Source organism: Succinatimonas hippei YIT 12066, assembly GCF_000188195.1.
Classification (GTDB): domain Bacteria; phylum Pseudomonadota; class Gammaproteobacteria; order Enterobacterales; family Succinivibrionaceae; genus Succinatimonas; species Succinatimonas hippei.
The window spans coordinates 11,302-33,534 of record NZ_GL830988.1 but is presented as its reverse complement, the minus strand read 5'-3'; the positions used below and the strand labels follow the sequence as shown (position 1 = coordinate 33,534).

The window sequence follows — 22,233 nt, the reverse complement described above, 5'->3', positions numbered from 1 at the left end:
GAGCTAAATACTTAATACCTTCTTTACGAAAGGTACCGTCAGTTCATGCTGCTCACTAAGAGACGCCTCATCCAGACGATCCAGAATTTTAACCAGACTGTCCATATCACGGTTGCTGTGCTTGACTAAAAAAGCGGCAACCTTTTCAGGAATGATAAATCCGCGTTTTTTAGCTCTTATCTGCAAAGCATCGCAGCATGATTTTTCATCTAAAAAATCAAGCGGCAGCGAAACTCCGTTTTCAAAACGGGTATTCAGATCTTTGCGCAAAAAAGGAATTAAGTCCGCAGATGTGCGGGCAGATGCGATAAAGGTTCCTTCCCCTTTATCTATCCAGCGATTGTACAAGCCGAAAAGCGCCAACTCCCAATCACTGTCTCCAGCAATTGCGTCAATATTGTCAAGAATAATGATAGGATACGGTTCAACCGACAAAAGCAGCGGCGAAATATCTTTTACCAGACGCAAATCAACAAAAAAAGCATTAGATGAAGGATCTTTTATTTCCCTAAAAAGGGCGTTTAATAAATGACTTTTTCCGACGTGCTGCGGCCCGAAAACAAAGAACAATTCATTTTTGTTGCGTAAAACCGCCTCATGCAGCAAATCCACTGCCGCCCGATTTCCTCCCGGGACAAAAGAATCAAAAAAGCCCTCATCATTGATTTTAAGTGCCAAAGGCTCCTGACGCGGAGCCTTAGGAGTAATTATCATGTCTTTTCCTTTAATACGCGCTTGAAGATGCAGGAAAGTTTACAAGAGAATCTGCAGAAACGGCAACCCTGGTATCAGGACGCTGCGCCGAAGCTTTGCCTATACTGTTTATCTGCGGATTCAATTTAGCACTGCCGTGATTATAACTGTAGGCAAAAGGCTCTATTTTTGAAAATTCAGAACTATGCTCTAAAGATCCGTCAAGAGATGCCGGATCAAGTTGAGTATAAACGTTGACAATGATGGCATCACTGTCACTTACCATCGCACAGCTTACGTTTCCCTCAACCCCGATACCGGATAAAACCCGCTCAAATGCCACTAAATCATTTAAATTATTAATACCGTACAGTTTCAGTCTTACAAAGTCTCCGTGCGCACCTAGTGTATCAGGATCGGCAATTGCCGCAGCAGTCAGCATATTTCCCTGCTGCAAGGAACTTAAAACTCCGGCTATAGCTTTGGCTTGATTGTCGGCAAGAGAATCTGCTGCACCGACTCCTGCATACTCATATAAAATTTTACCGTCTTTATCTAGCAGTTTACAGGAAATGGAAATATTGCCGTCTGCTAAATGATCTACAACGCAGGCAATTACAAAATCGGTGCCGTAACGCTTGGACGCCGCAACTAAAGCACCGCTATCCGCTGTTGCCATAGTGTCGTAAGTGACGCTTTGAATATCTTCAAGGTCAAGCAAAGGAAACATAAGACGATATTTATTATTGTCGGCGCTGCCGGCAAAAGCTTTGGCAAAAGCAGTAAGCTCCCCGCCGACAAAGCTTCCTGAATCATTACCTGATTCATACATCCACACGATTATAGGATCGGCAAGGCCCTGCCATGCCTGCGCTCCGTACTTTTCCAAAACTGCAGCGACTTTATTAGTATCAAAAACCGCGTCAAGCTTTCCTGCATTCAAGCGTAAGCTCGTTACTGCCGAATATACATCGTCATCTTTAATTTTTACTTTATCCGTCGAACCTAAAGAAATATCTTCTGCCGCTTTGAAAAAAGCGGACTTAACTGCAGCATCAAGACCGTCTCGCAAAGAAAGAGAATCAGCATAAAATGAATTATTGCTTCCTTGTGCCGCGCAAAACGCACACGGAGATAAAAACAAAAACACTGCCGATAAACAACTTTTCTTAAAACCGTTCATACCAAAACCTTTAAGCCCACTTATCACGTTTTAATTTTAGCTTATGCAATTACATCTTTTATTAAAAGCAAAAAATATTCTTGACCCTTTCCCTAAAAATAGCCACTTTTACATTCAACCGGCCTTTCTTTTTTTGTACAATATGCACAGCTTATTTCGGAGGATCTATGGCTACTAATTTAACCTACAAGGAAGCCGGTGTTGATATTGATGCCGGTGAAGAGCTCGTCGAGCGTATTAAGGCCCCAATCAAAAGAACTAATCGTCCTGAAGTCATCGGAGGCCTCGGCGGTTTCGGTGCTCTGACCCGCATTCCTGCAGGTTATAAAGAGCCGGTTTTAGTTTCCGGTACTGACGGCGTCGGAACCAAGTTGCGTCTTGCTATTGATTTACACCGTCACTCAACTGTCGGAATCGATCTGGTTGCCATGTGCGTTAACGATCTTATCGTTCAAGGCGCAGAGCCGCTGTTTTTCCTTGATTACTATGCAACAGGCAAACTTAATGTCGATATCGCTACCGAAGTTGTAACCGGTATTGCCCGCGGCTGCGAAATGGCAGGATGTGCATTGGTCGGCGGTGAAACTGCAGAAATGCCGGGCATGTATGAAATCGGCGATTACGATTTGGCAGGTTTTAGTGTCGGAGTTGTCGAAGCTTCCAAGATTATTGACGGATCTGCCGTTAAAGTCGGCGACGCTTTAGTTGCCATTGCCTCATCCGGCCCCCACTCCAACGGTTACTCTTTAATCCGCCGCATTGTTGAAGTATCAGGAGCAAAACCGCTTGAGGATAAACTACCGTCAGGCAAGCTGCTTGCCGATGCTTTGCTTGAGCCTACCCGTATTTATGTTAAACCGGTACTTAAGCTCTTAAAAGAAGTTGAAGTCCATGCTTTAGCCCATATCACCGGCGGCGGCTTCTGGGATAACATCCCTCGTGTTCTGCCTGAAGGCACTTGCGCTGCTTGTGATTCTTCAACCTGGCAGTGGCCTGAAGTATTTAATTGGCTGCAGGAAAAAGGCGGTGTCGATCGTCATGAAATGTATCGCACCTTTAACTGCGGCGCCGGCATGATTATTGCAATGCCTGAAACCGAAGTCGAAAAGGCCATCGCTGTCTTAAATGCCGAAGGAGAAAAAGCCTGGCGTATCGGCTCAATCGTCAAGCAAGGTGCTGACGGCGCTCAGGTTACTATTGCTTAATAGCAGTGTAGATTTCAAGATAATGAGAAAACCGGCATCAGCCGGTTTTTTTATGTCCGCTAAAAATTAATTAGGCACGCTTTACTGACTTTAAACTTAAGAAAAAGTCAATCACATTCTTTGCTATAGATAAAGAAGTACACACGATAACACTGCCCATAATATTGTGCGTACTTTCAGTATACACACGAACTGCGTGTATCGATCCTTTATCTTTTTCATTTAGTGACATTACAAAACAAGTATTATTGTTAGCCGCAGCTACGGGAAAGACCTGTCCTACAGGATAATGTTTCATATTACGATAAACTTTAAGCGCAGTATCCTTATCGTAAATATAATCAACACCGACAAATTCTTGCTCCGGATGCAGAAAACTTGCACTCTCCCACTTTACAGTCGCCGAAGGAACACTTTTTGGATCTTTGTCCTTTAAGGCAATTCTTGCTCCGTTCACTTTCTCCAAAAACTCTTTGTAATCATCTGAGAAAGTCGTACCGCAAGCTTTTTCCAAATCAACAACAGTTGTCTTTGAGGCAATCGTAAGCCCCTGCTTAAAAATAATTCCGGCTTTGCTAAGATCAGACATCATCATGTGTCTTTCTCCTTGTGACGGCTAATTTAGTAAAAATCATAATATTTAAAATCCGGCATTCAAATTATAACACCTTGAAAAAAAGCAAAGACGGTTCACAACAAAGCCGACGCACAGGTCGGCTTTTTACTTAAAGTTTTAAAAATTATTTTTTTGCCAGCAGATCTTCAATTCCGCGGATCATAATATGAATTATCATAGTATGAACTTCCTGAATACGGTCGGCATAGCCAAAATGCGGAACGATTATCGGCAAATCGCATACATCTTTTAACTTGCCGCCGTCTTTGCCTAAAAGCACTACGGATTTTAGTCCCTTGTCTTTGCATACCTTGCAGCACTCGATAATATTGCGGGAATTACCGGAAGTTGAAATGCCTAAAAAGACATCTCCTTTAAAACCTAAGCCCTCAAGAAATCGAGAAAAGACATAATCAAAACCGTAATCATTGCCGACGCAAGTTAAATGACTCGAATCACAAACGGCAATCGCCGGATACGCAGGACGATCATTACGATAGCGTCCGCTTAACTCCTCGGCAAAATGCTGTGCATCGCACATACTGCCGCCGTTGCCGGCAGAAATTATTTTGCCGCCGTTTTTTATGGAATCGGCCATAAGAGAAATAGCTTTCTCTATTTTTTCTTCGGTATCTGCCTTATTGATAAAATCATTAAGTACCTTCGAAGCTTCTTTCAAATCATCCATTACAGAAAAAGAAAGCATAATTTCTCCTTATCAGTGGGTTTTCATAACTCTTGCCACCCAGGCATCATAAAGAGCCTGATCTTTTGCTTTATAAGAAGCGTATCCTTCACGCTCTTTTTGCGAAAGAAGCTTATTCAACATCTCCTCCTTCTGAGCGGCAAGGCGCTTGGCGTAATCCTTTTTACCTTCTTCTTTACCTTTGGCAAGAAAAGGCATCGAAAAATCATCGCTCCAATACGAACCGGCCAAAACGTTGCCGTTTCCGTCATCAGATATTTTCGTACTCTGTGCCAAAGAAATCATCTGTGCAACGTGAACTGCATGCCTATCCGTCTCCACGTGCATCAAAGGAAGCTTTATATCCTTAGGGCGTTCCCAATGACGGCTTAACGCATTTACGCTGTCTTCACCGAAATCAAAAGAACTTTGACCTCCGGTCATCGCCAGATATACTTCGGCCAAAAGCTGGGCGTCAAGCAACGCTCCGTGCACCGTACGACGCGAATTATCAATATCGTAAATAGAGCACAAATTATCGAGGTTTGCCTGATTATTGGGATTAATTTTTCTGGCAAGCTCCACAGTATCGACAATTTTGCACATATCCTTTGTATGCTCGTTTAATTTGAGCAAATCCCACTCTTTATCCAAAAACGCGCTATCAAATTTTGCGTTATGAATTAATAACTCACTACCGCGAATGAAATCAATAAGCTCATTTGCCACATCGGCAAAATGCGGTTTATCGGCAAGCATCTCATCGGTGATTCCGTGAACTTCCGTTGCTTCTTCATCAATATGACGATCGGGATTGACAAAAAACTGCAGCTGCCTCCCTGTAAGACGGCGATTTATAATCTCCACGCATCCGACTTCGATAATACGATGGGTTCCGGTGGTTCCGTCATCGGATTTACCGGTAGTTTCGGTATCCAGTGCAACCTGTCTTAAAAGAGCCATAAACTCACAAACGCCTTCTTCTAAAAATGCGGCAACAATTGCGCTTATAAAACAAAAGAAAACCAGCTTGATCTTTAAAAAGAGAAGAGAATATACAAGTTATGTGATTATACATAATGCAGATGACAAAACATACAAAAGTGAGAAAATCACTTTAAGTAAAAAAGAAAAACAGCGAATTAAAATAATTTGTTGTTTAATCTCTGCCTTACTATGACTTTTTGTGCACTCTTTTCAAATTTTGACTCCGATCACGCTTTTTAACCATCCAATTTTCGCCCTTCTGTAAGTAACTTATTGATTTATAAGAAAGTATTTTAATAAACTTTATGTTATAATCTACGCACAGCCAAGTTAAATCTAGCTGCGAATAATAATGAAAGAAATAAATTTATATACAGACGGTTCCTGTCTAAACAATCCCGGACCCGGAGGTTACGGGGTAATCTTAAAATATAAGGAACACGTAAAAGAATTATCTTGCGGTTATCTTCAAACGACCAACAATCGCATGGAGATAATGGCAGTCATTGTGGGACTTGAACAACTAAAAGAGCCGTGCTGCGTAACCGTTACCAGTGACAGTCAATATGTCAAAAACGGAATTACGTCCTGGATCAAAACCTGGAAACGAAACGGCTGGATGACGAGCAACAAAAAGCCCGTCAAGAACAAGGATTTATGGCAAAGACTTGATTCACTTTGCCAAAAACACCTTGTAAAGTGGGAGTGGGTAAAGGGTCACGCCGGACACGCTGAGAATGAGCGTTGCGATGAACTTGCCCGTGCCGCGGCCAGCGGCGAAGGAAAACAGGAAGATACCGGTTTTTCCTTTTCCTAGGGAGAAAGTAAACGGCATTAGCCAAGTTGGTGAAAATGGTTAGTAAAACTATTGCGCTTGCGACAGCTATATTATTATGCGTATTGACCGTATTTTCAGCACAATCTGCTACGGTAAACAAAAACCAAACTTATAAAACGGAAAACTCCGTTGTTGTAAACCGCAACTCAAGCGGTTCTTTATGGAGCAGCGATCTTTTTAATCCTTCACGTTTTATGCTCAACATAAAACTTACCGAGGCGGAAAAGAAGGAGGCAAAAAAGCTGGTTAATTCTTTTGAGTCACATATGGAAAAGGGTGCGCCGTTTATGCACCATTTGCTCACCGAGCTTAAAAATCGCAATCTTCCGGTAGAGCTTGTAGCTCTTCCTTTGCTTGAAAGCGGCTATAATCAGCGTGCCCGTTCCAATGCCGGGGCTAAAGGTCCGTGGCAGTTTATCCGTGCCACCGGAAAATCATACGGACTTAAGACCTCTTCAAACTATGATGAGTTTTATGATTTCATCCGCTCTACCGATGCCTCATTGCGTTATTTGACTCATCTATACAACGAACTCAATCATAACTGGGATCTTGCCATCGCCGCTTATAACCAAGGCGAGTTCACTATTAAGCGAGCAATCCGCAACGCCCAAAAAAGCGGCGTGAAAACTTACAATATGAGCACTTTGAAGCTTTCAAAACATGCACGCTTATATGTAAGAAGATTCCATGCATATGCTGACATTCTGCGTTTCCCTGAAAAATACGGCGTAGAACGTCCTATGCTTAAGAATCGTCCTGCTTTCAAACGCGTTCAAGTTGCAGGAAAGATTAACTCCATGAAAAAAGCTGCCGAGCTTTCAGGCGTTAAGATCACTACCTTGCAGCATTTAAACGCAGGTTATTTAACCGACTCGCTTAAGACTAAACACCAGTACGGATTGCTGGTACCGATTGAAAACGCAAGACGTCTTGAAAAAGCCTTGAGCAAGTAAGAGCTTCAATTAAAAATTCTGTCTTTTAGCCGACTTCCCAGTCGGCTCTTTTCTATTGATAAAACTTATTAACCTAAAAAATAAAACTGTTAATTTTAATCTGAGCAAGGCAAGTAAAAAAACAAACCGTTATATACAGTTAATTTTGCCTTTTTAAGATCAATAGATGAACAAGCTGAAACTTATAATCTTTTTTTAAAGTATACTTTGACAGTACCAGCATATTAATTGCTGCTTTTTCTTTTTTACCGTAGAGGCTTCTATGATTGATTCACTTGCTTCAAGGATCACGCTTAATAACAAAACCGCAATTCCCGCTTTTGGTCTCGGCGTTTTTAAAGTCGATACCAATATGACCGCACAAAATGTTGAAGATGCTATAAGTGCAGGATACCGCCTTATTGATACCGCCGCAATTTACGGTAATGAAGTTGAAACCGGTATCGGCATCAAGCTTGGACTTGAAAAAAACGGACTTAAGCGTGAAGACATTTTCGTTACCACAAAACTGTGGAACAAGCATATTTCAAAAGAAGAGTCATTAAAGGCCTTTGACGAAAGCCTGCAAAAGCTTAATCTTGATTATATCGATTTATACCTGCTGCACTGGCCCGGACAAAACGAGGCTTATGTAGAGCCGTGGAAAGCTCTTGAGGAAATTTACGCAAGCGGAAGAACAAAAGCCATTGGTGTCAGCAACTTTCAAATTCATCATTTAGAACATTTATTCACTTTTGCTAAAGTAAAGCCGGTTTTAAATCAAATAGAATTTCATCCTTACAATACACGTAAAGATTTAGTTGAATTCTGTAAACAACAGGATATCGTAGTTCAGGCATGGTCTCCTTTAATGCGAGGATTAGTCTTAAATGATGAAACCATCAATAAGATCGCCGCAAAATATCACAAAACCGCAGCTCAAATCGTTTTAAGGTGGATCATTGAAAAAGGCCTATGTCTTGCCGTACGCTCCACTAAAAAAGAACGAGTTATTTCCAATGCTGACATCTTTGATTTTAAGCTCAGCGCTCAAGATATTGCACTTATAGACAGTTTAAATAAAGACGAGCGTGTAGGACCGGATCCCGACACTTACGATTTCTAAACAGAAAACATATCACCATAGTAAAAATGCCCCGCAAATTGCAGGGCATTTTTCTTTAAGATCTTTAAAAACTAAGCAAAAGGATCTTCGATATAAATGGTCTGATCGCGCTCAGGTCCGGTAGAAAGGATAGCAATCTTAACACCGGCAAGCTCTTCTAAGCGGCGTACATAATTGCGGGCATTAACCGGCAATTTATCAAACTCGGTTATACCGAAAGTAGATTCCTTCCAGCCCGGCATCGTTTCATATACCGGAGTGACCATGGCATAATCATCAGCAGCAAGCGGAGGAAGTTCGGTAATTGCACCGTTGGGCAATTTGTAAGCGGTACATATCTTAACTTCATCCATCCCGTCCAAAACATCAAGCTTCATCAAAGCGATGCCTGACAAAGAATTAATGGTAACGGCACGGCGCATAGCCACAGCATCATACCATCCGGCACGACGCGGGCGTCCGGTTACGGCACCGAACTCTTTACCGCGAGTACAAATTCCCTTGCCGATCTCATCAGTAAGCTCGGTAGGGAAAGGGCCGCCGCCTACTCGGGTAGTATAGGCTTTAGCAATGCCTAAAACATAATCAATATGCAAAGGACCGGCACCGGATCCTGTGCAGCAGCCGCCTGCTACAGTATTTGAAGAGGTTACGTACGGATAAGTACCGTAATCGATATCAAGGAATGTACCCTGAGCTCCTTCAAATAAAACTTTAGTACCGACAGCGCGTGCTTTAGCGATAACATCCGAAACGTCGGTAACCATAGCCAAAAGGCGCTCACGGTAACGCATGACGTTTTCCATTACGGATTCAAATGAAACTTCAGGCTCATCATAGTAGTTTTTGAGCATGAAATTACGGTAATCAAGCAAAGACTTCAAACGCTCTTCAAAACGCTTCATGTCAAATAAGTCACCGATACGAACTCCGCGGCGAGCGACCTTATCTTCATAGCAAGGACCGATACCGCGGCCGGTAGTGCCGATAGCATTCTTGCCGCGCTTTTTCTCAGCACCGCGATCAATAGCCGGATGGATCGGAAGCAGCATGGCACAAGCCCCTGATACCTTGATACGGGATTCAGCATCGGTAAATCCGGCTTGTTTCAACTCCTCTATTTCAGTGAAAAGCGCCTCCGGAGAAACCACTACGCCGCTGCCGATAAGGCACTGGCAGGAACTGTGTAAAATACCTGACGGTACCAAACGTACCACGACTTTCTTGTCGCCTACCACCAAAGTATGTCCGGCATTATTGCCGCCCTGACTGCGAACAACGACTCCGGCCTTTGCAGTAAGCAAATCGGCCACTTTGCCTTTGCCCTCATCACCCCATTGTGTTCCGAGAACTACAACATTATTCGGCATTTTGCATCTCTCTCATGCGGAAAATCCGCTTTAAACCAAAATCAAGGTAAAAATCGCAAACGATAGATTATAGCTATTTTTACTGAGCATTGCCATGCGAATCATTAAAGTATCTTAAGAATTCGCTGTCAGGCTTTAATACCATGACGTCACGACCGCTCTGCATTGAGGCGCGGTAAGCATCCATAGAGCGCAAGAAATTAAAGAGCTCGGGATTGCGGGAATAAGCCTCAGCATATATCTTGGTAGCCTCAGCATCACCCTCACCTTTAAGTTTTCGGGCATCACGTTCGGCTGATGCGACCTTTATCGCCACCTCACGGTCAGCTTTGGCACGAATGGTCTCGGCCTCTTTTCGACCTTCGGAACGGTGCAGCTTAGCAACGGCATTACGTTCGGCGCGCATACGCTGATAAATGGAGTTTGATACCTCAGGCGGCAAATTAATCTGCTTAATACGAACGTCGACAATTTCGATGCCAAGCTCAGTAGCTGAAGTACCGATATCTTTTAAGGCATTTTGCATAACTTCATCGCGTTTTGAGGCACCGATAACGGCAGGCTCTTCATTAGCGCCGCTTGGAGTATTAATATCTTCACTGCCCTGTCCCGAGACAATCTCATGAATGGTCAAACGGCCGATTTGGCTGCGCAAAGAGTTGGTGATGCGACGGCGCAATAATTCCTCTGCCTGCATCTTGTTGCCGCCTGCAGTTGTCAGATAAAAAGTAGCAGGATCGCTTATTCTCCACTTAACATAGGAGTCGATAATCAAATCCTTTTTCTCTGAAGTAACGAAACGATCGGCACGTGAACTTAAGGTCTGAATTCTTGAATCAAGAATTCTGATTTTATCGATAAACGGAATCTTAAAGTGCAGTCCGGGTCTTGAGACATTAAGCTCGGCATCGGAAGTACGGACAACGGCACCGAAACGTGTAACGATACCGACATTTCCTTCTTTAATCACAAACAGAGAGTTAAAAGCCACTAACGCAAGAACGACGATAACGGCAAGAATTGAATTAAAACCTACTTTGCTCATTATCTTACGCTCCTTCCATATCCTGAAGTGTTATACGAACTGCTTCCATATCTTTGATTAGTATTTGAGCTTGATGTCTGAGAACTTTCATTTCTCGGCAAAGGCAAAGGTTCATTTACCGAAGTCTCAGTAACGGTTACAGGAACCGAATCGGCACTTTGATCGGAATTTACAGAGCTTTGTACCGGAGCAGGTGCCTGCCTGTTCTCAGGAAGAGGCAAATATAAAACAGGAGAAGATCCCTCGGGAGTATCCAAAATAATCTTGGAGGAGCTGCCCATTACCTGCTGCATGGTATCAAGATAAATACGCTTGCGCGTAATTTCAGGAGCTGCAAGATACTCAGGCAAAATCTGCTCAAAGCGGGCAACTTGACCTTGTGCTTCCAGAACTACGCGGGAACGATAGGCTTCAGCTTCCTGAGTAATACGCTGCACCTGACCGTCAGCCCGCGGCAGCACTTCATTGGCGTAAGCTTCAGCTTCACGCTTAAAGCGCTGCTCATCTTCCTGAGCGGCAATTGCATCATCAAAAGCTTCTTTAACTTCATCAGGAGCATGGGCCGGCAAGAAGTTTACGTCAACAACACTAAGACCCATATCATAAGGCTCAATGATTGAAACCAGCAAATCACGGGTATTCTGTCTTACCATTTCACGACCGGAAGTCAAAATATCATCCATCATGGTATGACCGACTACGTAACGCAAAGCGCTGTCGGTGGCCTCGGTAAGAGAATTATCCGGATCGGTTACCGAATATAAATACTTAACCGGATCGGAAATGCGATACTGCACATCCATTTCAACGATAACCACATTCTCATCTTCAGTAAGCATCATGCCTGAAGATTGGATAGCTCGTACCTGCTCGATATCGACTACGTTAACATCATCAATGCCGGTAAATTTCCAGCGCAGGCCCGGCTCAACTACGTCATAAACTTTACCAAAACGCAACACTACGCCGCGCTCAGCTTCGCGTACGGTATAAAAACCCGAAAAAATATAAACGCCCAAGGCTACGGCAACTAAAAGATAAAGTCCGTAACTGGCACCTTTTTTAGCCGCTTTCCCTGCAGAGCCGCCGGCTCCGCCGAACATTTTTTTAAGGCGATTTAGCAGATCGTTTACGTCAAATTGATTGTTCTTTTTACGTCTTCCCCACGGATCGTTATTATTGTTGTTATTTCGACCCCAAGGATCGTTATTATTGTTTTGACTGCCGTTGTTTTGCGGTCCTTGACCAGAATTACCCGAACCAGACGATCCAGGAGCATTCCAAGCCATATAATCGCGATTATTTTCTTTCATATTTAATCTATATCATCAAAAACCAAATCAAGATCAAGATCTTCTTTTGCCTCAGTCGTTATCCACGGAGCTTTTCCGTCAACGCATGAAGCTCTCAAGCGACCTGCTGTCTTTTTGTCTATGCGCGCGGCATCGGCAGCTAAAATCTTAAGCTCAAGAATTAATGAGCCGTCATCGGCATAACTCTCTTTACTTACGGCTTTACTTTCATAAAGCATGCTGCGCAATTTACCGTCCTGAGGGTATATCTTAACAGCAAAAGTGCATAAATTTGAAGATAAAAGCTCACTTACGCATGATAAAAGATCGGAAAGTCCCGAGCCGGTTTTGGCACTGACATTAACCCTAACGGGCTTACCAGTTTCATCTCTTACAACTTTATCGTAAGGAGTATCAAGTAAATCGGCCTTATTAAACACCAAAAGCGTCGGAACTTCATCAGCGCCGATTTGTTTTAATACCGCATTTACCGCTTTGATATTTTCTTCAACGCGCTTGTCAGCTGCGTCAATGATATGCAAAAGCAGATCAGCCTTGACCGTCTCTTCAAGCGTGGATTTAAACGCGGCTATTAAATCGTGCGGCAAATGTCTTATAAAACCTACGGTATCGGCAAAAACAGCCTTTCCGACCACATCAAGGCTTACGGTACGCAGCGTAGGATCAAGCGTGGCAAAAAGCTGATCGGCTTCATAAACCGCAGATTTGGTAAGGCGATTAAACAGTGTTGACTTGCCCGCATTGGTATAGCCGACAAAAGAAACTACGGGAACAGCGTTTTTAACCCGCTGTCTGCGATTTTGCTCACGACGTGAGGCAACGACGTCAAGGTCGGCTTTGATTGCCGCTATACGCTCACGCAAAGCTCGCCTGTCAAGCTCAATCTGAGTTTCACCCGGTCCGCCGCGCAAACCGAAACCACCCTTTTGTCTTTCAAGGTGAGTCCATCCGCGTACCAATCGCGCCTGTTCATAGCGCAGCATGGCAAGTTCAACTTGCAGCTTTCCTTCATAGGTTCTGGCACGCTGCGCAAAAATCTGCAGAATAAGCGCGATTCTGTCCATGACGCGAACACTAAACTCTTTTTCAAGATTGCGCTCTTGAGCAGGAGTAAGCGGCGAATTAAAGATAACGCAAGATACGTCATGCGCTCTTACGGCATCAGCTACTTCTACGACTTTGCCTTTCCCGATAAAAGTCTTGGCATCCGGAACATCGCGCTTACAAACGATGGCATCGCGCACATTTCCTCCTGCCGACTCTGCAAGACGGTACAACTCATCTAAATCTTCTTGGGATTCTGCCTGCGGCAGCTCAACATGAACTAAAAGTGTCGGACCTAATGCTTCAATTTTCTGATCTGACATGTTTTCCTTAATAAAATTCCTCTTTTTTGTTTCTAAACCTGTTTACTGCGTAGTATTAATTATTATCAAGCCTCTAAACATTATGATTTATCATAATATATTATCGCAGATTAATTCCAAATACTGAATGATAGCTCTGCATTACACCAAGTATCATTGCTTCTTATTAAAACATCGGCATTAATTATCTTAAATATACAGCTTACTTCAAAAAAATCAGCTATAGCTTAAAAATAAATATCACACTTGGCTTTTAATGAGCATAATTTAATCTGTCAGTAATTTTTTATAAGGGCGGTAAAACTATGAGCAAAATTTTAAATTACGGCTCACTTAATATCGATTATGTATATAACGTTCCGCATTTCGTCATGCCGGGAGAGACCTTGGCAGCCATCAACAGGAATGTTTTTGCCGGAGGCAAAGGCTTAAATCAGTCAGTAGCATTATCTCGCGCCGGCGGTGAAGTTTATCATGCAGGAGCCGTAGGTAAGGACGACAGCCAAGTATTAACCGATGCAATTGCCGCCAACAATATCAATGATAAGTTTTTAATGCGCCGTAACGGTCCCAGCGGACACACTTTCATTCAAGTCGACACCTCAGGACAAAATTGTATTCTCCTTTACGGCGGTGCTAACCAAACTATAACAAAAGAAGAAATTGACTGTACTTTGGATAGCTTTACCAAAGGTGATTTTTTAATTCTGCAAAATGAAGTCAACAATATCGAATACATGATAAGGCAGGCATCAGCAAAAGGTATGCGCGTATGTTTTAACGTTTCCCCTTTCACTGCTGAATTATTAAAGCTGCCGCTTAATCTTTGCTCTTATCTTATCGTCAATGAAATTGAAGGATCTTCAATGGTAGATATGACTGAAGATACCGATCCTTATATCATCCTTGAAGCGCTTGCCCAAAAATTCCCCGAAACTTCTTTTGTCCTAACCTTAGGATCTCGCGGCTCTCTATTTAAAATTCAGAGTAAAGATGTTATTTCATGCAAATCATTTAAAGTAAAAGCGGTTGATACCACTGCTGCCGGTGATACCTTTTTAGGTTATCTTATAGCGAATCTGGCTAATAACATAGATCCGGCTTTAGCGCTTAAGACCGCCACGGCCGCATCGGCTATTGCCGTTACGCGGAAGGGAGCTTCTCCGTCAATTCCTTTAAATAATGAAGTAACGAAATTTTTATCTAAAACAAAGGATGAAGTGCTTACCGACAAACTTTAATTGTAGCTGATTTCTGTAAACTCATATAAACAACATTGAATTCACGCAGCACAAACTTTCACAAAAAGAGATAGAGAACAAAGTTTCGTTCTATTTTTAAGCAGAGATTAAAAAAGTTTTATCTAAAAAATGATTTTAATCTGCAATCCTTCCGCGCCGATTCATATTTAAACCGACGTTTTTCTTGCTTTTTTACATATTAACAAAAATAAGATCACAAGTGCCTAAACCTAAAAAATGAACTTAGGCACTTATTGTTAATTAGGACGAAACATCTTCTGCCGTCTGATCTTGCTGTCCTGTCTGCATATTTACAGCACGAGCCGGAACAATAGTAGAGATAGCATGCTTGTAAACCATCTGGCTTACCTGATTCTTTAAGAGAACCACGAACTGATCAAATGACTCAATCTGACCTTGAAGCTTAATGCCGTTGACCAAATATATTGAAACCAAGATCCTCTCTTTTCTTAAAGTATTTAAAAACGGATCTTGAAGAGACTGTACTTTTGCCATATTTATCCCGTTATTATTGGCTTATTAATCATTATAAATAATAGACGACAAACAATTTTTACTGTTGTTTAAACGTCTTTTGTACAAAACTACAACTAAATTAAATAAATAGTAGTGATGAGACGCTAAATTTTAATAAAAAGCTTACCTAATGTGAGTAAAAAAAGGCACTTTTTTATTAAAAAATTTACCAATATCAAATTTTTTAAACTTTGTTCATATTACTTATGCCTATCTGAAAAATCTGTTTTTTACTTCTTCCTTTTGTAGGATCAAACTTATTTTTCAACATTGCCTTACTGTTTTTTTAAGCGCAAAACCGATCAGCCTAGCAGATGATCAGCCATGAACAAAGGAATGTTAAGAACATCGCCGTCAAGCTTTAAATTATTAAGCAAGAAGCGGATGCGCAGCTTAACTTTATCTTCATACAATTCTTAAAAATTTTTAAAACTCCTGCTTTTAATATTGGTCTCAGACTTAACTTCCGCAGGGAAAATGTCCTTTTCATGCTAAATCAGAAAATCAACTTCATAAGGAGGATTGATATAAAAAATTTTTACTGTTTCTTATTAAGAGAATGTGTAAGCACTAGGCTTGTAAATTACCAACCTTATTAAGGATTTTCTGCAGATTATTCGGATCTTTATAGTCAAGAACGGTACGGTTTTCACTTTTCAGTCCGCCGCGCAGCCAGGTCATCTGGTGTTTTGCCAGCCTTGCGGTAGCAATTACCGCTTTTTCAATCATCGTGTCATAATCATAAACGCCGTCAAGATATTCCCATACCTGTCGGTAACCTACCGAGCGCATCGACGGCATATCAAGAGATAAATCACCCCTATCTTTTAGTTTTTTCACCTCATCAATAAGTCCGAGATTCAGCATCTTTTCAAATCTTGCTCTTATGCCGTTGCGCAGAGCTTTACGATCGTTATCGGGTAAAATCACGAACTCACACAAGGAAAAAGGACAGGCATCTTTTTTAGCTGCATAAAAAGAGCTTAAAGCTTTTCCCGTCATTTCATAAACCTCAAGTGCGCGGGAAATGCGCTGCTTGTCATTAGGTGCAAGCTTTGCAAATAAAGGCGGATCAATCGTCTCAAGCTTTGCGTGCATGTAAGGCCAACCGTAAATTTCTGCTTGCTTTGCAACTTTATCCCTAACTAAAGGATCGGTTTCAGGCAAGGAAGACAACCCCTCAACCAAAGCTTTATAGTACATCATAGTACCGCCGCAGATTATAGGAAGATTGCCTCGTGCTTTTATTTCACCTACAAGTCTTATGCAATCCGTTCTAAATTGCGCCGCGCTGTAGCTGTCTTTAGGATCGATGATACTGATTAAATAATGAGGTACCAAGGACAGCTCTTCCTTGGTGGGTTTTGCCGTCCCGATATCCATATCTTTATACACAAGAGCGGAATCAAGACTTATGATTTCACATTTAACATGCTCGGCAACTTTAAGGGCTAAAGCACTTTTTCCTGAAGCTGTCGGTCCTAAAATCACTAAAGCATCAAAATCAGGCATTATTCGCGCCTCCAAGTTCCCGTGCCCACCGTGCGATATCAAGCTCAAACGCGTCAGCTCCTAAACTTTCCAAAATTTCCGGATCGGAGATCTTATCTACAATCACCTGCGCTTCATCCTTATAGTAAACCACGCTTTTTTTTGCTGCGGCAAACATATCGGCAAGCTGCTTTGGGCAAATACCCATACTTAAATTTTTAGCCCCAGCTGCAGCAAGCGGCAAAGCTTTAAACAAAATGCCGGCCAAATCCACACCCTGCAAAAGTGAGGGAATTTTCAAAAATTCAATGCTTTCTTTTTTAAGATTTAATGTAAATCCCGCTCGAACCAAAGCCTCAGGGCAAGCTTTTATAGCATTAATCAGCGTCTTTTGCGCCTTCAGCACAAAAGGCATGGACAAAGCGTAAACCTCAACCGTGCCGAGTTTTACCTTTGCCATATAGTCGCGGGAGACCAGTTCACGGTTTAAAACCGAGGCTTTGACTAAAAAATAACGATTTTCCTGCATAACAAGGAGTACGTCAGGTGCCGGCAAAGAGAGAAGCTTGGCTGCTTTAGGTGAAGTTAAATCAACTCGCTCAATATCATAAATACCGGCACGACTTTGAGCATTGCCCGCGGCAATACGATAATCATAACGGCGCAGATTTTCTTTAACGCTGTCTTTACTTGACGGCATTTGAATAGCGTGAGGACTGTAATTGATGCTGCGGCGATTTCCGATAGAATCTAAGGCAACATAATTATCTGCTCCAAAGCTTTTATTTTTATCAAAATTGCCGCCACTGTAAGATGAAAATTTTAATCTTGATGAAGCAGCGCTTTTAATATCTTTTACAAATTGACCTAAAGGATTTTCATCAGCACCTTGATCTTTATCTTCAAAGGAAGAAACATCATCAACTCCCGACTCTTTTTTTAACCCGTCATCTACAGAACGAAGCTCTTTTCTAAGGGAATTTGCCACCGTCTCAAGCAACACGTCATGTACAAGTCTTGCTTCGTGAAAACGTACTTCATCTTTTCTCGGGTGAACGTTAATATCAACCTCATGAGGATCGCAGTTTAAATATAAAACGCAGCGCACCGGACAACTTCTTCCCGCCACTTCCGAATAAGCCTGTTTTAATGCATGAGTGAGAACTTTATCGGCAATCGGTCTGCCGTTTAAAAACAAAAAGATATTTTCCACCGCGCTTTCTTCAACGTCAGGCGGCGGCAAAAGCACCCCGCTTACGTTAAGGCACGGATCTTCACCTCTGACAAAGATACCGTTACGGTTAAAATCACTGCCGGCAAGCTTTGACAAACGGACTAAGCGCTTTTTCTCATCGCCCATTACCGCTTTAACGTTAACTACGTTTTTACCGTCAAGATTAAGTTCAAAATCAATATCCGGATTAGCTAAAGCCGTGCGCACGAAAATTTCACGGATATGCATGAACTCGGTACGATCGGAGCGTAAAAAGCGCCGTCTTGCCGGAGTGTTAAAAAAAAGCTCACAAACCTCAACCGACGTACCGACGGGATGGGCCGCCGGATTAATTTCCGGATCCTGTTGTGGACCTTCGACTTCAACGCTAAAAGCATGATCTTCATCTTTGGTGCGAGAGGTTAAGGTAAGCTTCGATACCGCAGCTATCGAAGCTAATGCTTCACCGCGAAAGCCTAAGGTTAAAATCGCCTCAAGATCTTCAAGCGTAGCTATTTTGGAGGTAGCGTGCGGAGCAAGAGCAAGCGGCAATTCCTCATGCGGGATCCCTTGTCCGTTATCCCTTACTCTGATAAGAGTTTTTCCTGAGTTTTTCAAATCGCAGACAATCTTGGTGGCTTTGGCATCCACGGCGTTTTCAAGCAATTCCTTTACGACGGAAGACGGCCTTTCGACCACCTCTCCTGCCGCGATTTGGTTTGCAAGCTGTACGGATAAACGACGAATCGGCATAATTATTTCGGAATAATTAAAAGCTGTCCTACTTTTAGAGTATCGCTTTTTAAATTATTGCGCTGACGAATAGCACTTACCGAAACTCCGTAATGGCGAGCAATTTTAGTAAGGTATTCCCCCTTTTGCACGACATGATCACGCTCAGGCAAACTGGCTCTTAAAGCAGATTCCTGACGTGACTTAAAGCGCTGTGCGGGATATTTGGCGTAATAAGTTTTGATACCCTGATAAATACGATAGGCAATCTGTTTTTGATAGTTAGGCTGATTTAACTGAATTTCTTCATAACGATTGGATAAAAAGCCCGTTTCAATCAAAAGCGACGGGATGTCCGGGGATTTTAAGACTGCAAGGGAGGCATGAATAGGTTTACGGTTATGCAGACGCGTAAAACTGCCTAATTTCTTTAAGATCTCCTCACCTAACATATAGCCGTCAGAACGTGCGTTATCTGATGACATATCCAAAATAGTCGCCGCCAGATACGGGTTCTGATCGCGATCGGAAATCACCTCACCAGCTCCTCCTAAAAGACGCGACGACTTACCGCTGTCCTTTAAAAGTTTACGATTTTCGCGTTTGGCACGATTGTTTGACAATACCCACACCGAAGCACCGCGTGCCGACGAACCTGAGGCCACTGAATCGGCATGAATTGAAATCAGAATATCAGCCTTATAACGTCTTGCGATTTCCGAGCGGCGATTTAAATCAACGAACACGTCTTTAGAACGAATAAGACGGGCACGAAATTGCTTGTTGGAATTGATGTAGCGGGCAAGCTCCTGGGCAATTGCCAAAGTAACGTTTTTCTCACGCACACCGCGCTTACCGATAGCCCCAGGATCCTTACCGCCGTGTCCGGCATCCACGGCAATGATAAACGGATCAGGATCGGACATTATTACCTTAGGCGGAGGCGGCGCTTTAGCCTCGGGAACAGACTCTTCAGGACTGTTATCCTCAATAACCGGGGTTTTGGCATATTGCTCACGAAGCTCCTCTAAAAGCTTCTCATAAGCCTGAACCTCGGCCGGGGTTAAAGTTCTGATGCCGTCATCTCCGACTTTACCCATTTTATTAAGTAAAGCATCTTCCGCTCTATCGGCCTTGTCGGGTGTTACGACTTGTGCCACATAAGCGCCCGCACCGCGATTTTTTCCTTTTAAATCCTGAGCACTTTCTTGTGATATGACTCTGATCTCATTTGAAGCTGCCACAGTCTTTTTTAAATGCGGGAAATCAACCACCAGACGATAAGAATAGCCGTCCTGCGGCGCAAGCATAAAGACATTGGGCTTATCTGAATTTTCCAGCGTGAAAATATAGCGCACGTCATTTTTTTGAATATTGCGCAACACTTTTTTTATCACACTGTTTGCCTGTACGCTAAAGCTTATTGGGCTTGAAACCGGATTACTTACTTTATTGATTCTGATAACGAAAGTCTTGCCGCCGTCATTTAATGCCGTCGAGAAACGGGCATTATAGTCAAGATCGAAGACCACGCGAGTTTTATCAGCGTTGGCAAATGCCCGGACATTATTAATGCTGTCAGCCATTGCGGTACTGCCGAAAACGACAGAAAACACGCACCAAACGACTACACAAAAAAGTTTAATTAATTTAAGCACGGCAACAATTTTTCAAATTCGTTTAATTCTTCTTTATTAAGTGCCTTGACATTTATAACGGCATTGCGTGTTCCGTCAGCATAAGACAAAGTTACGGTAACGTCAGGCTCGGGCAATAATCCGCAAGCTTTTTCAGGCCACTCTACAAGACATACTCCGATTTTAGCAAAATAATCGCGTACTCCCATAAATTCAAGTTCTTCCGGATCTAAAAGCCTATACAAATCAAAATGAAAAATATTTAAATCTTCGATTTGATAAGGCTCTACCAAAGTATAAGTCGGCGATTTAACCAACCCGTCATAACCTAAAGCGCGAATAAAGCCGCGGGATAAAGTAGTTTTTCCCGCACCTAAATCACCTTCTAAAAACACGCATGCCGCTCGTTTGACCCGCCGAGAAAACGCAGGCATGATCCGTGCCAAAACCGCACCTAATTTTTTAGTGTGCTCTTCATCCTTTACGTTAAATGAAAACTCAGTTTCTTCCATTTACCAATGCTCTTACATATGAAGTTAAATCAGTAGCTAAAGTTCCGACAATTCCGCCGTCACGACCGGCAAGTTCACCTGCTCTGCCGTGCACGCATGCTGCTGCCACGGTAGCTTGCTTGGGAGTTAAATCCTGGCCTAAAAAAGCTGCAATTATGCCGGTTAGCAAATCTCCCATGCCGCCTGATGCCATCGCGGGAGAGCCTTCCTGAACGATAGTGATCCTCTTACCGTCGCAAATCACACTGCCAGCTCCCTTTAAAAGGACAATGCCTCCGTATTTTCTTTGCAGCATCACGGCGGATTTAATGCGGTCATAATTGACCTCATCAGCGGTAAGTCCCAAAAGTCGTGCCGCCTCACCGGGATGCGGCGTCATAATAATTTTATCAGAAAGAGAAAACTCTCCTGTGGCAATAAGATTTAAAGCGTCGGCATCCAAAACAACGGGGCCGTCAAAAGAGAGAGCAAGTTCAAGCAGTTTACGGGCTTTTTCATTTTGTGAAAGACCGGGGCCAATCGCAGTTACATCAGCCCAAGATAAAGCTTTTGACAGAGCTTCTTCATCGTTAAAATCAACCGTCATTGCCTCAGGCAATCCGGCATTTAGTGCATTAATATTAACACTATCGGTTGCAACTTTGACAAGCCCGGCTCCGGCACGCAGCGCACCTTGCGCACAAATACGGGCAGCCCCGCCCATACCTTTGGCCCCGCCTATAATCAAAACCTTACCGCAATCTCCTTTGTTGGCCGTTTTTTCACGATGCGGCAAATCATCAATGATATCTTCATAAGATCGACGCAGCAAAGGCAAATGAATTTCTTCGTCAAGATCCGTAAGTTTGCCGTGAAAAACACTCACGTCAACGCCTAACGACTCAACCGTAACCTCTCCGGTGTAATCCACGGCATCCCCGGTTAAAAGCCCCGGTTTTAAAGCCAGCATGCAAACGGTCAAATCAGCCTTGACGCAATCTCCCTCAACCGTCCCCGTATCGGCATTTACGCCTGAGGGCACATCAACTGCCACAGTATATGCCCTAGTACGGTTTATAAATAAAATCCACTCATCAATAGGGGCACGCGGTGCACTTTTTATCCCCGTGCCCAAAAGAGCGTCAACTATCACGTCAGGGCATCCGTCATTAATCTCAGGCAGTGCATGCTCAATCTTTCCGCCTAAAGATAAAAAATACTCGCAAGCGGTTGCTGCCTCAGATCCGGGATGCGGCTTATTTAAAGCAAAAACACGATGACTTATTCCTGCATCCAACAGCAAAGCGGCAACAATATACCCGTCACCGCCGTTATTGCCGCTGCCGGCAAAAACCCAAACGTCATGGAAATCGGGGCAATGCGACTTTATATTATTAAAAACGCTTTTTCCCGCTTCCTCCATTAAATCAAAGCAATGCCCGTCATGCTCTTTGGCATGAAATCTTTCAATAGCGCGGATCTGCGCTGACGTAAATACTAAATGAGATAAATTAGACATACTAAGCTC

At 42.9% G+C, this 22,233-nt stretch carries 20 protein-coding genes; 5 read left to right on the top strand and 15 right to left on the bottom strand.

Features of this window, described 5'->3' with window-relative positions; all coding sequences use genetic code 11:
- Positions 1-3: 3 nt before the first annotated feature.
- Both hda and HMPREF9444_RS04835 read right to left on the bottom strand, forming a co-directional pair.
- Positions 4-714, bottom strand: a complete 711-nt coding sequence (gene hda / locus HMPREF9444_RS04840) for a DnaA regulatory inactivator Hda (RefSeq protein WP_009143255.1) — start codon at positions 712-714, stop codon at positions 4-6.
- 10 nt (positions 715-724) lie between these two features.
- Positions 725-1,876, bottom strand: a complete 1,152-nt coding sequence (locus HMPREF9444_RS04835; protein WP_040909245.1) for a DUF2066 domain-containing protein — start codon at positions 1,874-1,876, stop codon at positions 725-727.
- A gap of 167 nt (positions 1,877-2,043) precedes the next feature.
- Between HMPREF9444_RS04835 and purM the strand changes: the two genes are divergently transcribed.
- Positions 2,044-3,081: a phosphoribosylformylglycinamidine cyclo-ligase gene (gene purM / locus HMPREF9444_RS04830; RefSeq protein WP_009143253.1), complete on the top strand. Its 1,038-nt coding sequence runs from the start codon at positions 2,044-2,046 to the stop codon at positions 3,079-3,081.
- A 70-nt stretch (positions 3,082-3,151) separates the two neighbouring features.
- Here purM and HMPREF9444_RS04825 read toward each other — a convergent pair whose 3' ends face one another.
- The 3 genes from HMPREF9444_RS04825 to dnaQ form a co-directional block, all read right to left on the bottom strand.
- The gene (locus HMPREF9444_RS04825) at positions 3,152-3,676 is read right to left on the bottom strand and encodes an SMI1/KNR4 family protein (protein WP_009143252.1); all 525 of its coding nucleotides are present in this window, start codon (positions 3,674-3,676) and stop codon (positions 3,152-3,154) included.
- A gap of 145 nt (positions 3,677-3,821) precedes the next feature.
- Positions 3,822-4,403 carry a D-sedoheptulose 7-phosphate isomerase gene (gene gmhA, locus HMPREF9444_RS04820; protein ID WP_009143251.1) on the bottom strand — a complete coding sequence of 194 codons (582 nt, stop codon included), beginning with the start codon at positions 4,401-4,403 and terminating at the stop codon, positions 3,822-3,824.
- A gap of 12 nt (positions 4,404-4,415) precedes the next feature.
- Positions 4,416-5,345 (bottom strand): DNA polymerase III subunit epsilon, encoded by a 930-nt coding sequence (gene dnaQ, locus HMPREF9444_RS10540; protein WP_009143250.1) that lies wholly within the window; start codon positions 5,343-5,345, stop codon positions 4,416-4,418.
- A gap of 373 nt (positions 5,346-5,718) precedes the next feature.
- Between dnaQ and rnhA the strand changes: the two genes are divergently transcribed.
- The 3 genes from rnhA to HMPREF9444_RS04800 all read left to right on the top strand — a co-directional run bounded on the left by rnhA (position 5,719) and on the right by HMPREF9444_RS04800 (position 8,268).
- The gene (gene rnhA / locus HMPREF9444_RS04810) at positions 5,719-6,186 is read left to right on the top strand and encodes a ribonuclease HI (protein ID WP_198002759.1); all 468 of its coding nucleotides are present in this window, start codon (positions 5,719-5,721) and stop codon (positions 6,184-6,186) included.
- Positions 6,187-6,221: 35 nt separating this feature from the next.
- Positions 6,222-7,163 carry a lytic transglycosylase domain-containing protein gene (locus HMPREF9444_RS04805; RefSeq protein WP_009143248.1) on the top strand — a complete coding sequence of 314 codons (942 nt, stop codon included), beginning with the start codon at positions 6,222-6,224 and terminating at the stop codon, positions 7,161-7,163.
- A 262-nt stretch (positions 7,164-7,425) separates the two neighbouring features.
- Positions 7,426-8,268, top strand: a complete 843-nt coding sequence (locus tag HMPREF9444_RS04800) for an aldo/keto reductase (RefSeq protein WP_009143247.1) — start codon at positions 7,426-7,428, stop codon at positions 8,266-8,268.
- A 71-nt stretch (positions 8,269-8,339) separates the two neighbouring features.
- On the opposite strand, the gene HMPREF9444_RS04795 is transcribed toward HMPREF9444_RS04800, so the two are convergent.
- The 4 genes from HMPREF9444_RS04795 to hflX form a co-directional block, all read right to left on the bottom strand.
- On the bottom strand, positions 8,340-9,638 hold the full coding sequence (locus HMPREF9444_RS04795; protein WP_009143246.1) for an adenylosuccinate synthase: 1,299 nt from the start codon (positions 9,636-9,638) through the stop codon (positions 8,340-8,342).
- Positions 9,639-9,717: 79 nt separating this feature from the next.
- Positions 9,718-10,683: a protease modulator HflC gene (hflC, locus tag HMPREF9444_RS04790; RefSeq protein WP_009143245.1), complete on the bottom strand. Its 966-nt coding sequence runs from the start codon at positions 10,681-10,683 to the stop codon at positions 9,718-9,720.
- Positions 10,683-11,972, bottom strand: coding sequence for an FtsH protease activity modulator HflK (gene hflK / locus HMPREF9444_RS04785; protein WP_198002758.1), 1,290 nt, complete (start codon positions 11,970-11,972; stop codon positions 10,683-10,685). Before hflK ends, hflC begins: the two co-directional genes overlap by 1 nt.
- A gap of 26 nt (positions 11,973-11,998) precedes the next feature.
- Positions 11,999-13,363: a ribosome rescue GTPase HflX gene (hflX, locus tag HMPREF9444_RS04780; RefSeq protein ID WP_009143243.1), complete on the bottom strand. Its 1,365-nt coding sequence runs from the start codon at positions 13,361-13,363 to the stop codon at positions 11,999-12,001.
- Between the two features lie 305 nt (positions 13,364-13,668).
- On the opposite strand from hflX, the gene HMPREF9444_RS04775 reads away from it, so the two are divergent.
- Complete coding sequence (locus HMPREF9444_RS04775) at positions 13,669-14,604, top strand: ribokinase (RefSeq protein WP_009143242.1); 936 nt, start codon at positions 13,669-13,671, stop codon at positions 14,602-14,604.
- Between the two features lie 261 nt (positions 14,605-14,865).
- On the opposite strand, the gene hfq is transcribed toward HMPREF9444_RS04775, so the two are convergent.
- From hfq to HMPREF9444_RS04745, 6 genes are all read right to left on the bottom strand, one after another.
- Positions 14,866-15,120 (bottom strand): RNA chaperone Hfq, encoded by a 255-nt coding sequence (hfq, locus tag HMPREF9444_RS04770; protein ID WP_009143241.1) that lies wholly within the window; start codon positions 15,118-15,120, stop codon positions 14,866-14,868.
- A gap of 591 nt (positions 15,121-15,711) precedes the next feature.
- On the bottom strand, positions 15,712-16,653 hold the full coding sequence (miaA, locus tag HMPREF9444_RS04765) for a tRNA (adenosine(37)-N6)-dimethylallyltransferase MiaA (RefSeq protein WP_009143240.1): 942 nt from the start codon (positions 16,651-16,653) through the stop codon (positions 15,712-15,714).
- Positions 16,646-18,598, bottom strand: coding sequence for a DNA mismatch repair endonuclease MutL (gene mutL / locus HMPREF9444_RS10535; protein ID WP_009143239.1), 1,953 nt, complete (start codon positions 18,596-18,598; stop codon positions 16,646-16,648). The genes miaA and mutL overlap by 8 nt, the downstream gene beginning before the upstream one ends.
- 2 nt (positions 18,599-18,600) lie before the next feature.
- Complete coding sequence (locus HMPREF9444_RS10530) at positions 18,601-20,235, bottom strand: N-acetylmuramoyl-L-alanine amidase (protein WP_009143238.1); 1,635 nt, start codon at positions 20,233-20,235, stop codon at positions 18,601-18,603.
- Positions 20,223-20,726, bottom strand: coding sequence for a tRNA (adenosine(37)-N6)-threonylcarbamoyltransferase complex ATPase subunit type 1 TsaE (gene tsaE, locus HMPREF9444_RS04750; protein ID WP_009143237.1), 504 nt, complete (start codon positions 20,724-20,726; stop codon positions 20,223-20,225). Before tsaE ends, HMPREF9444_RS10530 begins: the two co-directional genes overlap by 13 nt.
- Positions 20,713-22,224 (bottom strand): bifunctional ADP-dependent NAD(P)H-hydrate dehydratase/NAD(P)H-hydrate epimerase, encoded by a 1,512-nt coding sequence (locus tag HMPREF9444_RS04745; RefSeq protein WP_009143236.1) that lies wholly within the window; start codon positions 22,222-22,224, stop codon positions 20,713-20,715. The genes tsaE and HMPREF9444_RS04745 overlap by 14 nt, the downstream gene beginning before the upstream one ends.
- Between the last annotated feature and the right edge of the window lie 9 nt (positions 22,225-22,233).

Bases quoted from the DNA above. Each gene is read 5' to 3' on its own strand.
- hda (WP_009143255.1), bottom strand. From the start codon at position 714: ATGATAATTACTCCTAAGGCTCCGCGTCAGGAGCCTTTGGCACTTAAA.
- HMPREF9444_RS04835 (WP_040909245.1), bottom strand. From the start codon at position 1,876: ATGAACGGTTTTAAGAAAAGTTGTTTATCGGCAGTGTTTTTGTTTTTA.
- purM (WP_009143253.1), top strand. From the start codon at position 2,044: ATGGCTACTAATTTAACCTACAAGGAAGCCGGTGTTGATATTGATGCC.
- HMPREF9444_RS04825 (WP_009143252.1), bottom strand. From the start codon at position 3,676: ATGATGATGTCTGATCTTAGCAAAGCCGGAATTATTTTTAAGCAGGGG.
- gmhA (WP_009143251.1), bottom strand. From the start codon at position 4,403: ATGCTTTCTTTTTCTGTAATGGATGATTTGAAAGAAGCTTCGAAGGTA.
- dnaQ (WP_009143250.1), bottom strand. From the start codon at position 5,345: ATGGCTCTTTTAAGACAGGTTGCACTGGATACCGAAACTACCGGTAAA.
- HMPREF9444_RS04805 (WP_009143248.1), top strand. From the start codon at position 6,222: ATGGTTAGTAAAACTATTGCGCTTGCGACAGCTATATTATTATGCGTA.
- HMPREF9444_RS04800 (WP_009143247.1), top strand. From the start codon at position 7,426: ATGATTGATTCACTTGCTTCAAGGATCACGCTTAATAACAAAACCGCA.
- HMPREF9444_RS04795 (WP_009143246.1), bottom strand. From the start codon at position 9,638: ATGCCGAATAATGTTGTAGTTCTCGGAACACAATGGGGTGATGAGGGC.
- hflC (WP_009143245.1), bottom strand. From the start codon at position 10,683: ATGAGCAAAGTAGGTTTTAATTCAATTCTTGCCGTTATCGTCGTTCTT.
- hflK (WP_198002758.1), bottom strand. From the start codon at position 11,972: ATGGCTTGGAATGCTCCTGGATCGTCTGGTTCGGGTAATTCTGGTCAA.
- hflX (WP_009143243.1), bottom strand. From the start codon at position 13,363: ATGTCAGATCAGAAAATTGAAGCATTAGGTCCGACACTTTTAGTTCAT.
- HMPREF9444_RS04775 (WP_009143242.1), top strand. From the start codon at position 13,669: ATGAGCAAAATTTTAAATTACGGCTCACTTAATATCGATTATGTATAT.
- hfq (WP_009143241.1), bottom strand. From the start codon at position 15,120: ATGGCAAAAGTACAGTCTCTTCAAGATCCGTTTTTAAATACTTTAAGA.
- miaA (WP_009143240.1), bottom strand. From the start codon at position 16,653: ATGCCTGATTTTGATGCTTTAGTGATTTTAGGACCGACAGCTTCAGGA.
- mutL (WP_009143239.1), bottom strand. From the start codon at position 18,598: ATGCCGATTCGTCGTTTATCCGTACAGCTTGCAAACCAAATCGCGGCA.
- tsaE (WP_009143237.1), bottom strand. From the start codon at position 20,726: ATGGAAGAAACTGAGTTTTCATTTAACGTAAAGGATGAAGAGCACACT.
- HMPREF9444_RS04745 (WP_009143236.1), bottom strand. From the start codon at position 22,224: ATGTCTAATTTATCTCATTTAGTATTTACGTCAGCGCAGATCCGCGCT.